The sequence below is a fragment of the Bradyrhizobium sp. CCBAU 25338 genome, from assembly GCF_028128965.1.
Classification (GTDB): domain Bacteria; phylum Pseudomonadota; class Alphaproteobacteria; order Rhizobiales; family Xanthobacteraceae; genus Bradyrhizobium; species Bradyrhizobium liaoningense.
The window spans coordinates 194043-206722 of the sequence record NZ_LFKY01000039.1; the positions used below are offsets into that span (position 1 = coordinate 194043).

General features: G+C 65.0%; 8 protein-coding genes. 4 read left to right on the forward strand and 4 right to left on the reverse strand.

The features are described 5' to 3' along the window. Positions 1-4: 4 nt before the first annotated feature. Positions 5-1639, reverse strand: a complete 1635-nt coding sequence (locus tag ACM42_RS22920) for a hypothetical protein (protein WP_271530060.1) — start codon at positions 1637-1639, stop codon at positions 5-7. A gap of 494 nt (positions 1640-2133) precedes the next feature. After that, a complete protein-coding gene (locus ACM42_RS38740; RefSeq protein WP_442868938.1) occupies positions 2134-2343 on the reverse strand; it encodes a hypothetical protein in 210 nt (69 codons plus the stop codon). A gap of 323 nt (positions 2344-2666) precedes the next feature. Between ACM42_RS38740 and ACM42_RS22930 the strand changes: the two genes are divergently transcribed. Further along, the gene (locus ACM42_RS22930) at positions 2667-4055 is read left to right on the forward strand and encodes an MFS transporter (protein ID WP_271530061.1); all 1389 of its coding nucleotides are present in this window, start codon (positions 2667-2669) and stop codon (positions 4053-4055) included. A 37-nt stretch (positions 4056-4092) separates the two neighbouring features. Here the strand turns inward: ACM42_RS22930 and ACM42_RS22935 are convergent, their stop codons facing one another. After that, positions 4093-6288: a hypothetical protein gene (locus ACM42_RS22935; RefSeq protein ID WP_271530062.1), complete on the reverse strand. Its 2196-nt coding sequence runs from the start codon at positions 6286-6288 to the stop codon at positions 4093-4095. A 204-nt stretch (positions 6289-6492) separates the two neighbouring features. Continuing rightward, on the reverse strand, positions 6493-8112 hold the full coding sequence (locus ACM42_RS22940; protein ID WP_028180375.1) for a B12-binding domain-containing radical SAM protein: 1620 nt from the start codon (positions 8110-8112) through the stop codon (positions 6493-6495). A 341-nt stretch (positions 8113-8453) separates the two neighbouring features. Between ACM42_RS22940 and ACM42_RS22945 the strand changes: the two genes are divergently transcribed. From ACM42_RS22945 to ACM42_RS22955, 3 genes are all read left to right on the forward strand, one after another. Next, positions 8454-8903 carry a (2Fe-2S)-binding protein gene (locus ACM42_RS22945; RefSeq protein ID WP_271530063.1) on the forward strand — a complete coding sequence of 150 codons (450 nt, stop codon included), beginning with the start codon at positions 8454-8456 and terminating at the stop codon, positions 8901-8903. An 11-nt stretch (positions 8904-8914) separates the two neighbouring features. Then, entirely contained in the window at positions 8915-11101 is a 2187-nt protein-coding gene (locus ACM42_RS22950; RefSeq protein ID WP_271530064.1) for a xanthine dehydrogenase family protein molybdopterin-binding subunit, read from the forward strand. Between the two features lie 105 nt (positions 11102-11206). Beyond that, entirely contained in the window at positions 11207-12478 is a 1272-nt protein-coding gene (locus ACM42_RS22955) for an NAD(P)/FAD-dependent oxidoreductase (protein ID WP_271530065.1), read from the forward strand. The last annotated feature ends 202 nt before the right edge of the window (positions 12479-12680 follow it).

Below are 12680 nucleotides of genomic sequence, written 5' to 3' on the forward strand. Positions count from 1 at the left end.
ACTCTCAGCGCTGCAGCGCCTCCAGGCGTTCCTTCGCTTCGCGAATGCCGCCCCGGTGTGCCTTCGCGTAGAGCTCTCGCGCCTTGGCCGCTTCGCCGCGCGTTCCATAGGTCCCCCAGGCGGAAAGAACCGCCGGATCGTATGTCTCCGCGAGCATGAAGCTTGCCTGCGCAATGTCCTTCTCGGCCGCGAGTTCGAGAACGATCCGCGCTGCACCGATATTTCCCTGATCGAGCAACGCCCTGGCGCGCGGGATCAATCGGGCCTCCGCCTCGGCCTGGTTTGCGGCTTTCAGCGGCTCCGCGACAGTCGCTTCCGCGCTCCGCGCCGCCGGCAAGATCGGGCCTCGATTTGTTTGCTCCGCCTGGTGGCGAGCATCGGCTGGGGCCGATGCCGATGCACGGTCTTTTTGCCTGGCCTCGGTCCCGCTTCGCTGCTGTTGCAGCGACTGCCGCAGTTCGGCAATCTCCCGGTTCGCTGCCTGTCTCTGCTGCGAAGCGGCATCGTTCGCCTCGCGCAATTGCACGTTCCGGGTTTCGATCTCACGGCGCGTTTCCGCAAGCTCCCTCGCCAGCGCGGTTGCATGCGCCTGGGCCTCTTCGAGAGCTCGGTGTTGTTGTTCGGCATTGGCCGCTACCGCTCGCGCTGCTTCGGCCTGGGCAACGAGGTCGGCGTTCTTCTGCCGCTCGGCTTGCAGGGACTGACGCAGCTCCGCAACCTCCCGTCCCACGACCTCCTTTTGTTCCGCGGCCGCAGCTTCCGCCGTAAGCGATGCGCGAGGTATTGCGGCGAGTTCGCTCGCGAGCGCGGCGGCGCGTGACTGCGCCTCGTGGCGTTCCTGCTCGGCGCTCGCCGCAGCCGCCTGCGCTGCATTCGCCTGCTTCACGAGGAGTCCACTTCTTTGCCGCTCCTGCTGCAGGGCCTGCTGCAGTTCCGCGATCTCCCGCGCCGCCGCATCTCTCTGCTGCGCGGCCACATCGTCCGCGTTGCGGGATTTCGCGTTGCCGGCGTCGATCTCGCGGCGGGCTCCGGCAAGTTCGTTCGCGAGCTCGGCGCTGTGGGCTTGCTCCTGTTGAAGTGATTTCCGCAGCACCTCCGCCGCGATTTCCGCCGTGTGCGCGCGCTGGACCGCCTCGTCGAGCTCCCTGCGCGCTTCGGCCAGCTCGTTGGCGGACGCATCAATGCGCGGCGCGTCTTTGCCCAGCCGCTGGCTTGGTTGCACCACACTCGCTGGCTCCGCCTGCATCAGGGCTCCGGTCGCTTCGCGCTGAAGGAGTGCTAGCGAGCCGGTCGGGATTTCCAGCCGCTGATCGAGGCTGACGGCGATATCGCCGCCGATGCGCGTCATGTTCGGTTGCGCCGTGAATGGCGTGAACACGCCGAGCAGCGAAACCCCGACGAAGATGACGGGGATCAGAATTGCAGCCGTCACGAGTGAACCGCCCGATTGATCGTCTTCCGGATCGACATCCTCCATTGCGGGGTACCAATGGGTGGGCGCAGGATCGATCGGAGAACCGTCCTGCCAGACCCATTTGCCTGCCTCGGGTGACCAGTGGCCGACCTCAGTAGCCCCCGTCGCATCTTCTACCCAGATGCCTTCTCCGCTCCTCGGTGCTGTTTCAATTGGCCGGCGCATTCATCAGGCCTCTCTCGACGGCAACTCTAATGGCGCGGATGACTCGGCCTGTTCGCATGGTCCGGTGCTCGGTGAGAACACGCTCGATCGAAATTGACGTCAGGGCGGCGCCCGCCACGATTAAATTTATTAAATATATAAAAGCTATATAGTTTTAACTACATGGTAAGTCAAATTAAATAATCGATGCCTGGATTCGCCGCTTCCGACGCCGGGTTTGGTCTCCGCGCAATGTCATTTCATTGTCCGCCTGCGGTCCCCGCCCGCGCAAACACCGCATAGATGAAGACAATCAAGGCGCCGACAAACCATGCCGAGCGCCCGCTGGCAGTGATAAAGGCCGACGTAGCGGTTGCAATGGGGGCAACGAACCGCGCGATCCGGGAGGCGCTGCCGAGCGCGATGCTGAAGCCATGTCGAGCCGGTCCTTGCGCGCGGCGGCAAAGGCCACCGCAGATTCGGCGGCGGCGCGCCGACCAACGCCTTCATCGAATCTACAAAGATTTCCCTGACCAGCGCGACCAGCGCCGTGACGACCAGCAGATGCCGAAGTCGATTCCGATCGGCCAGTGCGCCTCCTTGTCGTCGCCATGATCAGAGCTTGCGAACAACTCCTTGTGCGTAACAAGCGAGAACAGCAGGCCGAGCGCATCGGCGATGATTGAGCAGGATTGAAATGCCGCTGGTGCGAGGACGAATACCACGATGGCATCCTGCCAGTGTTTTGCCCGACGGGTCAACTTGATCGGAGCCGCGAATGTCCCTGCAACGCGGCTGTAAAATCCCTTTCGGATCAAGGGCACTTCTACTGTGCATGGGGTTGTTTTTCGGGTTTTGGAGTCGATCGCCGTAACCATGGACCGAAAGCAGGCGAACCGGCTCGCTCGCCTCGCCCTTTGCGCGATGCGGCCGGCATCGGCGCATATACAGCATGCACGCATAAGGCTGTGGCCGACCGCCAAGCTGTAGTACACGGCGCATAGCCCACGCCGCCGCGGCAACGCTGCGAGCGCACAACACCGAGCCGATGACAATCACGTTACCTGCCGCGGCGCGCGAGCCCGACCATCCGACCGCCGACGGCCTTCCGGTCACGCAGCGGCGCTGGGCGATTGCTGCGATCTTCACCGCGCTGGCGATGGCCTCGCTCGACACCGCGATCGCCAACATCGCCCTGCCCGCCATCGCCGCCGATCTGCATGTAAGCCCGGAGCAGTCGGTCTGGGTCGTCAACGTCTACCAGATCGCGCTGGTCGCAACCCTGCTGCCGCTGGGCGCGCTCGGCGAGATCGTCGGGCACCAGCGCATCTATCTCGGCGGCCTCATCCTGTTCACCATCGCTTCGCTGTTCTGCGCGGTGGCGTGGTCGCTGGACAGCCTGCTGGTCGCGCGCACCCTGCAAGGGCTCGGCGCGAGCGGGATCATGAGCGTCAACACGGCGCTGGTGCGCTTCGTCTATCCCGGACGGATGCAGGGCCGCGGTTTCGGCCACAACGCGCTGGTGGTCGCAACCGCCTTTACCTTCGGGCCGTCCATTGCATCGGCGATCCTCGCGGTCGGCCCGTGGCCCTGGCTGTTCGCCGTCAACATCCCGTTCGGCCTCGTCGCCATCGGCATCGGCTTTGCGATGCTGCCGAAGACCCCGCGCGCCGATCACGGTTTCGACTTTCTCGGCGCGATCCTCGCCACCGCCTGCCTCGGCCTGTTCATCACCGGCATCGGCAGCGCCGCGCACAATTTGTCGCCGGTGGTCGTCGGCATCGAGCTGGTCACCGCCCTCGCGCTCGGCTTCATCCTGACGCGCCGCCATGCCGACCATCCCGCGCCGATGCTGCCGATCGACCTGTTCAGCCGGCCGATGTTCGCGCTGTCGGCGGCGACCGCGGTGTGCTCCTTCGCCGTGCAGGGCCTCGCCTTCGTCTCGCTGCCGTTCTACTTCGAGGACGTGCTCGGCCGCTCTCAGGTCGAGACCGGCTTCTTCATGACGCCCTGGCCGCTGGTGGTCGGCATCATGGCGCCGATCGCGGGGCGCCTCTCCGACCGCTATGCCGTCGGCCTGCTCGGCGGCATCGGCCTCGTGCTGCTTGGTCTCGGCATGGCGCTGCTCGCCATGCTGCCGGCCAATCCTGCGATCGCCGACATCATCTGGCGCATGGTGATCTGCGGCATGGGGTTCGGCTTCTTCCAGGCGCCGAACATGAAGGCGGTGATGTCGAGCGCGCCGCCGCACCGCAGCGGCAGCGCCTCGGGCATCGTCGCCACTGCGCGCCTGACGGGGCAGACGACCGGCGCGGCGCTCGCCGCGGCCTGCTTCGCGCTCGCGGGTCATGACGGCGCGACGCTGGCGCTGGCGCTCGGCGCAGGCTTCGCCGCGCTCGGCAGCGTGATGAGCTTCTTGCGACTGGCAGTGAAGTAGATCGAACACATTCGCGCGCTTCATCAGCAGCGCGCTGTCACGGAGCCTTGTCCGCGATCGGACGGCTCGCGACTGCCGCCGCATCGAGCGGCTCGCATTTGATCGTCCGCGTCAGCCTTGGCGGCCCTGTCCAACCCGCGGTCTCGCTCACGGGCACAAACGTGCTCCCTTGCGGCGCCAGGATGATCGGCTCCGACTTCAGGCAGAGATCGGGAAATGCGATGCCATGGCCGCCGGCTCGGGTGAACCGCCCGACCAGCATCTGGGAGGCCTGCATCCGCGTCGCCGGCGACGCCCGCATCGTACGCTCGGGATCGAACGCGCGGTAGCAAGGCCAGTCGGTGTGGTTCGGTGCAAACTCGTAAACGACCCGGCACGCCGCTCCGGCCGATTTCACGAAGGGCATATTCGAAGGCGCCGCGGCATCGCGTTCGAAAACCAATGTCTGCAGCGTCAACGCTTCCGTCGTCGCGTCCGACGTGACGGGCTTGCCCGCCTGGACCGCGACTTCTCCACGCGAGAACACCAGCTTGGTTCTGGGTCGCGCGTCCCTGGTCTCCAGCACCAGCATGGGCCTCTCCGCCCAGGAGCGATCCAGGTCCACCTCGCCGTTGCCCATCATCAGCTGCACATTGGCGACGGAGGGCTTGTCCTTGGCGAAATCGATCATGCGAAGGTGCACGCTCGACTTTGCCGCCTCAAGGCTCAGGAAGCGCAGGTCGTCCACCTTGCGCGTGATCGGCATCATCGGATCGAAGCGATCGTCGATGTTGAACCGGACGATCTTCTTCAACCTGGCCGAGAGAGGCCCTTTTGGGGCGAGCGGCGGTGCAACGTCGATCACGAGCAGGGCGCCTTCGGGCGAAAAGCTATTGCCAAAGGCGCGCTGCCAGGCGGCGGTCAGCAGCGAGTCCGTCTGCTGGGCGATGTCCCGCGCGAAATAGATCTGCTGCCCGGGACGAACCAGCAGAAAGTTCTGAAATGCGCCGAGCGCCGCGCCCGTGCGGACCTCGGCTTCGGGGAACGTGACGCATTTGGACCGGTCGTCATGGTCGGTCTCCTCGACCTTCCGGGACGCAGAGCGCGAACAGAAGCTCAGATGTTGCTCTGTCGTCTTCTGTGGGCTGGCCGAGGTCGCATAGATGAGATCCGAACTTCCGGGTACTTCCATCGGAAGCGGAGAGGTCGCGAACATGTCGACTTCCACGCGGGTCAGCGATGGGCCCGCATCGACCGAGCAGAGATCCCGGGTCGGCAAGGTATTGGTGAGCAGCCGCGCCGCATCGGCGATGACGACACAGGATATGCTGTTCTCCGAGTTGTTCCGGCTCATCCAGATCAGATGGTGCTTGCCCGCTCCATCGACCAGGAGATGCGGCGCGGCGTGCCGCCGGCGCGGCGGCAACCAGACCGGCATAGTTTCGGTCAGCATGGGCACGCGCTTGAGCAGCACGTCCGGCAACCGCGTCACCCCGACAGAGCTCAGTTCGGCGCTGACGGCGTTGGGATCGGTGGTCCACTCGAGAACGGGAACAGTCGCGCAGGTGATGCAGGTCACGGCCAGATTGGAGCGAAGGTTCTCGAACATGAGAATGACCTGATCGGGGTCACCCGCGTATTTGGCCGGTGCAATCGCCTTGAATGGATGATCGACCACGCGACTGACCTGAAACCCGTTCGATCGCGACGGATCCGAGTCGAATTCGAAATAGGTCGATCGGTCCCAGCCGCGATAGGCGTTGTAGCCTCCGAGACTCACGCCGGCCAGAACCATCTTGGAATCGGTCTGACAGCGCGCCGCGCTGCTCTCCTGACTGCTGTTTCGTATGTAGATGCACAGCCGAAAAGCCGCGTTTTGCAGAATGCGGTCGCAATCGTTCTGGTTATAGCCGTAGGTCGCAAGGCCGTGGCGATAGCACAGGTCGTGAAAGACGCAGGCCTGCCTGAAGCGCTGCAGGACGAGATGGCGCTTCTGGTTGGAATCCGTCCCGCCGTCGAACAATATGTTGGCCCAGGGCGGCAGGCTGCAGTTCAAGCCCTCGCCGCTTCCGCCGATGGTACTGACGACGTCCGGCCCCGATTGAAAGGCGGTGACGGTGGCGGGCATCTCGCCGTCGGTGATGTCGTCGACGTTCTTGTAGATGGAATCGGCGATGAAGGAAGGCAGATACGCAAAGGCCAGAGCCGCCACGACAATCAATGCAATCGACCAGCGGATCACCTTCCTGAACATGGCTCAACCCCGCTAAAGCCAATCTGGCAATGACGCAGCAGCGCACCGAAATCATGGCAGGCCCGGTGTCGTCCTGATGACGATCAGCTTGAGGTTGTTCGGCTGTCAAGCCGGGATCTCACACATGACAGCCACTTTGATTGTCGGAGGGCCTGGCCGGCGGCGCATCAAAGCGTCCCGCGGCCTCCATAGGCTCTCCGGATCTCAGGCCAGATGTCGAACCTCGGTCGCGTCCATAGCCACGACGGGATTGGGCATGTGCCCGTCCAGCGCGGCCAGGCGCTCATCGATGGCCGCGATCACCTTGCGCGAGAACGGTCCGAGATGCGCATAGGCCGCGATCATCTGCACGGCGATGCGTGCGGAGGAGGTGTCACGCTTGGCGCAATTCATGAAGGTCTGCCAGAGCGGCCCCCGTGCCTCGGGAAGGGCGGTGACCACCTTGTGCACCGTCTCCATCGCCCCAAGCCTGGCGCGGATATCTCCTTCGGCCAGCTCGGGACGCTGCCTGGATCGGTCGAGCAGGGTCATCAGGCGGTCGACGCGTCCTGCATAGGCCGCCGGGCTGTAGGTGTGCTCCAGCACCCGCCTGTAATCCATCAGGATGTCGCGCAACGGGCGGACCGGATCGAAGTTGATGCCGGCCGTGCACTGATCGGCGCCGATGGTCGGCGCCACATCGTGGCCCGGATGCAGCCGGCCTTCGCGCTCGAGGCGGCGCGTGAGCTGCGTGTTCGGCAAGGCATAGAGCAGGCCGACCATGGCGACAGGAATCGCCGCCTCTTCGATGAAGTCGATCATGGCCTCCGCCATCGAGACCTTCTCGTTGTCGAAGCCGACGATGAAGCCCGCGGTGACGAGCATGCCGGCGGCGTAGATCTTGTGGATGCTCTCGGCGATGTTGCGCCGCGTGTTCTGTTTCTTCCGCATCGCGACCAGCGTCGCCGGGTCCGGACTTTCGATGCCGACGAAGATGCCGAAGAAGTTGGCCGCCCCCATCAGCTCCAGCAGCTCCGGATCGTCGGCGAGGTTGACCGAGGCTTCCGTGGAGAATTCGAAGGGATAGCCGTGCGTGCGCTGCCATTCGGCGAGCCTTGGCAGGAATTGCCGCAGCGACTTCTTGTTGCCGATGAAATTGTCGTCGACGAAGTCGAGATGGCCGCGGTAGCCCATCCGATAGAGCGTCTCGAGCTCGACGAACATCTGCTCGACCGTCTTGGTCCGCGGCACGCGCCCGTAGAGCTCGATGATGTCGCAGAATTCGCAGGTGAAGGGACAGCCCCGCGAATACTGCACACCGAGATAGAGATAGTCTTCGAACCTGAGCAGGTCGAAACGCGGCACCGGCGTCTTGGTGACGTCGGCCTGGAATTTCGGCGCGGTGAAGACGCCGGACCGCGCGCCGCTTTCCCAGGCCGCGATGAATTCGTCGATGACGCTCTCGGCTTCGCCGAGCACCCGGAAGTCGGCGCGTTCGTAAAGGTGGGGGCTCGAGGTGGGATCGGGACCGCCGACGACCACCGGCTTGCCAGCGGCGCGGCAGAGCTCGATCAGGCGCAGCGTGTCGGCCTGCTGCGGCATCATTCCGCCGGTGAAGACGACGTCGGCCCAGGCGAGATCGTCGTCGCCGAGCGGCGCCGTGTTGCAATCGATCAGCCGGACCGTCCAGCTCTCGGGCAACATCGCGGCGACGGTGATCAGGCCCAAGGGGGCGGCAGGGCGCTTGACGCCCATCACTTTGCAGGATTCGCCAAAGCTCCAGAAGGACTCTGCCGAGAACAGCGGGTAGAGCATCAGCACGTTGCAGGGACTCGGCACGTTCATGGAACTCCTTTTGCTTCGGCCCAGTGTACCAGAGCGGAGGCGTCTTGCATCCCGGCAAAAGGGACAAACTGTCGCCGCTGCGCGGGGCGCGACCCGGGCCTGGAACCGGCCTTGACGGCCGGTCGTCGCCTGAGGCCGCGGATTGGCGCCCATGGAGGAGACGTCAACCCGAATCGATTGACGAAGGGATGAGGCAAAACAGCGCCGCGGTCCATACTCTCACGCGGCCGGGCTATGCATCCCGGCTAGCCCTCGGAGTGTTGATTTGAACAGTTCCAGTTTGCCGGACAGATTGCGCCCCTGAGTTCAATCGGTGGATTGGGCCAATCAGGGGACTTGCGATGGCAAACCTAACAATCAACGGAAAACCCTTCACCCTCGACGTCGAGCCGGATACGCCGCTGCTCTGGGCGATCCGCGAGAATGCCGGCCTGACCGGCACCAAATACGGCTGCGGCATCGCGCAATGCGGCGCCTGCACGGTTCACATCGACGGCGTAGCCATGCGCTCCTGCGGGATCTCGGTCAGCGAGGCCGAGGGCAAGAAGATCACCACGATCGAAGGGCTCGCCTCAGGCGATGCGCTGCACAAGGTGCAGGACGCCTGGATTGCCCAGGACGTGCCGCAATGCGGCTATTGCCAGAGCGGCATGATCATGGCGGTGGCGGCGCTGCTGAACGAGAAGCCGAAGCCGACCGACGCCGACATCGACGAGGCCATCACCAACATCTGCCGCTGCGGCACCTTCCAGCAGGTGCGCGAGGCGATCCACACGATCGCAAGCGCGTAAGGAGCCGCCCCATGAACAAGCACGTCTCTCCCAAGATGAACCGTCGTGCCTTCGTCATCGGCAGCGCTGCTGTCGGCGCGGGTCTCGCCATCGGCCTCGACATTCCCTTCGGCGGCCCCGCCGTGGTGCGCGCCGCCGACGGCTCGCCCGAAATCGGCGCCTGGGTCGTGGTCAGGCCCGACGACACCGTGGTGATCCGCATCGCCCGCTCCGAGATGGGCCAGGGCTCGCTCACCGGTCTCGCCCAGCTCGTCGCCGAAGAGCTCGAATGCGACTGGACCAAGGTCACGACCGAATATCCGACCCCGGGCCAGAGCGTCGCGCGCAAGCGCGTCTGGGGCGATTTCTCGACCGGCGGCAGCCGCGGCATCCGTTCTTCGCAGGACTATGTCCGCAAGGGCGGCGCCACCGCGCGCGTGATGCTGATCCAGGCCGCCGCCGATGCGTGGAAAGTGCCGGCCTCCGAATGCACGGCCGCGAACAGCGTCATCACCCATACACGCTCGGGCCGGACCACGACCTACGGCAAGGTCGCCGAGGCTGCGGCGAAGCTGACGCCGCCAGCGGACGTCAAGCTGAAGGATCCGAAGGACTGGAAGCTGATCGGCAAGGGCGTGAAGCGGCTCGACACCGTCGACAAGACCACCGGCGCCATGATCTACGGCATCGACGTCAAGCTGCCGGGCATGCTGAACGCCGCGATCAAGGACTGCCCGGTGTTCGGCGGCAAGCTGAAGAGCTTCGACGACACCAAGATTGCCGGCATGAAAGGCGTCAAGAAGGTGGTCAAGGTCGGCGATACCGCGGTCGCCGTCGTTGCCGACACCTGGTGGCACGCCAAGACCGCACTGGAGGCGCTGCCGATCGTCTGGGACGAGGGCGACAACGCCAAGGTCTCCAGTGCGTCGATTGCAAAGTGGCTGGCCGAGGGGCTCGACGACGCGCAGCCGGCCTATGTCGGCAACAAGAACGGCGACGCCAAGGCGGCGATCGCCGGCGCCGCGAAAAAGGTCGAGGCCGTCTACAGCTATCCCTACCAGAACCACGCCACCATGGAGCCGATGAACGCCACCGCGATCTACACGGCGGACAAATGCGAGGTCTGGTGCGGCACGCAGAATGGCGAGGCGGCCTTCGCTGCCGTGCTGGAGGCTTCCGGCCTGCCGGCCGAGAAGTGCGACGTGCACAAGGTGATGCCAGGCGGCGGCTTCGGCCGGCGCGGTCAGACCGACTATGTGCGCCAGGCGGTCATGATCGCCAAGCAGATGCCGGGCACGCCGATCAAGCTGTTGTGGTCGCGCGAAGAGGACATGGCGCAGGGCAGGTATCACCCGATCACCCAGTGCAAGATGACCGGCGCGTTCGACGCCAACAACAATCTGATCGCGCTGCACTACCGCCTGTCCGGCCAGTCGATCCTGTTCTCGCTTCGCCCCGAAGCGCTGCAGAACGGCATGGATCCCGTCGCGTTCCAGGGCGTCGCCCAGTCCGGAGACGCCGCGTTCGGCTATTCGGTGCCGAACCTGTTGATCGAGCATGCGATGCGCAACCCTCACGTTCCGCCGGGCTTCTGGCGCGGCGTCAACGTCAATCACAATGCGATCTACATGGAATGCTTCATGGACGAGCTGGCCCAGGCCGCAGGCCAGGACCCACTCGAATTCCGCCGCAAGCTGATGGGCCATCACCCCAAGCACCTCGCGGTGCTCAATGCCGTGGCCGAGAAGATCGGCTGGGACACGCCGGCACCGCAGGGCGTCTATCGCGGTATCGCGCAGGTCATGGGCTACGGCAGCTATGTCGCCGGCGCCGCCGAAATCTCGGTGACCGACGGCAGCAAGATCAAGGTGCATCGCATCGTCGCCTCCACCGATCCCGGCTACATCGTCAATCCGGCGCAAGTGGAGCGGCAGATCGCGGGTTCTTTCGTCTATGGCCTCTCCGCGCTGTTCTATGGCGGCTGCACCGTCAAGGACGGCAAGATCGAGCAGACCAACTTCGACACCTACAACTCGATGCGCATCAACGAGATGCCGAAGGTGGAATCGGTGATGGTGCCGAGTGGCGGGTTCTGGGGCGGTGTCGGCGAGCCGACCATCGGCGTCGCGGCGCCGGCCGTGCTCAATGCGTACTTCGCCGCGACCGGCAAGCGCATCCGCTCGGTGCCGCTGCGGGACCAGAACATCACCTTCGCGTAAAGCATGATCCGGAAAAGTGCGAAGCGGTTTTCCGGAAAAGATCATGCTCAAACAACGACTCGCGGCGGCCATGCCGGCCGCCGCAACATTTTCCGGACAAGCCTCATGAATGCGCCGGTGACACGGCGGAATGCCGTCCTTGGCATCGCCGTCGCGGCCACATCGCTCGCCGCACCTTCGATCCTGCGCGCGCAATCGGCGGGCCGCGTCCTCGTGGTCGGCGGCGGCTTTGGCGGCGCGGCTTGCGCCCGCGCACTCAAGCGCGCCGACGCCAGATTGCAGGTCACCCTGATCGAGCCGAACAAGACCTACATCTCCTGCCCCTTCAGCAACGAGGTGATCGCGGGCCTGCGCGAGATCGACGCGCAGCAGTTCGGCTACGACAGGCTCGCCGCCGCCGGCATCACCGTCGTCGCCCAGGCTGCGACGGCCATCGACGCGCAAAAGCGTCGTGTGACTACGGGCGATGGCACCGCGTTTGGCTATGACCGGCTCGTGCTCTCGCCCGGCATCGACTTCCATCTCGATGCCCTGCCCGGTTACGACGAGGCCGCGTCGGAGACGATGCCGCACGCCTGGAAGGCCGGCGCGCAAACGCTTTTGCTGCGCAGGCAACTCGAAGCGATGCCGGACGGCGGCACCGTCGCCATTGCCATCCCGGCCAATCCCTCTCGTTGCCCGCCCGCGCCTTACGAGCGCGCAGGCCTGATCGCGCATTACCTGAAGACGAAGAAGGCGCGCTCGAAAGTTCTGATCCTCGATGCCAAGGACACCTTCTCCCTGCAGCGACTGTTCGAACAGGCATGGAAGGAACTCTACGGCGACATGATCGAGCGCGTCGCCCTCTCGCAAGGCGGCCGCGTCACCTCAATCGATGCCGCGACCAAGACCATCGTCACCGAATTCGGCAACTACACCCCTGATGTCGCCAACGTCATCCCACCGCAACGCGCCGGCCGCATTGCGGCGGTCGCGGGCGTTGCGGATGCGACCGGCTGGTGCCCGATCGATCCTGTCACATTCGAGTCGAAACTTGTCCCGAACATTCACGTCATTGGCGACGCCTGCCTTGGCGGCGGCATCCCAAAATCGGCCTCCGCTGCAACCGCGCAGGGCAAGGCCGGCGCTAGCGCGATCGTTAGCCTGCTCGCGGGTCGCACACCGGAGGCGCCACGACTCACAGGGGTCTGCTACAGCACCGTCGCGCCCGGCTATGGCTTCTCGCTCGCCGGCAACTACCAGCCCAGGGGCGACATCTTCGCCGAGGTCGAGGGCGGCGCGACCAGCCCGGTCGATGCGCCGCGCGAATTGCGCGCGCGCGAGGCAGCCGAGGCCGAGCGATGGTTTCAGACCATCACGGCGGACACCTTTGGCTAACGCAAGATGAGAGCAGGCTGTCACCACGAACAAGGTGCGCCCCCTCCCCCGCCTGCGGGGGAGGGTTGGGGAGAGGGTGTCTCCACCCGCGAGAACTCCCAAGAGGAAAGAGCCCTCACCCGCCGCTGCGCAGCGACCTCTCCCGCAAGCGGGAGAGGTAAGTGGAGTTCGCGGCGGCACCGTGCATCCCGTCCGACATCTG

Bases quoted from the DNA above. Each gene is read 5' to 3' on its own strand.
- ACM42_RS22920 (WP_271530060.1), bottom strand. From the start codon at position 1,639: ATGCGCCGGCCAATTGAAACAGCACCGAGGAGCGGAGAAGGCATCTGG.
- ACM42_RS22940 (WP_028180375.1), bottom strand. From the start codon at position 8,112: ATGAACGTGCCGAGTCCCTGCAACGTGCTGATGCTCTACCCGCTGTTC.
- ACM42_RS22945 (WP_271530063.1), top strand. From the start codon at position 8,454: ATGGCAAACCTAACAATCAACGGAAAACCCTTCACCCTCGACGTCGAG.
- ACM42_RS22935 (WP_271530062.1), bottom strand. From the start codon at position 6,288: ATGTTCAGGAAGGTGATCCGCTGGTCGATTGCATTGATTGTCGTGGCG.
- ACM42_RS22930 (WP_271530061.1), top strand. From the start codon at position 2,667: ATGACAATCACGTTACCTGCCGCGGCGCGCGAGCCCGACCATCCGACC.
- ACM42_RS22950 (WP_271530064.1), top strand. From the start codon at position 8,915: ATGAACAAGCACGTCTCTCCCAAGATGAACCGTCGTGCCTTCGTCATC.
- ACM42_RS22955 (WP_271530065.1), top strand. From the start codon at position 11,207: ATGAATGCGCCGGTGACACGGCGGAATGCCGTCCTTGGCATCGCCGTC.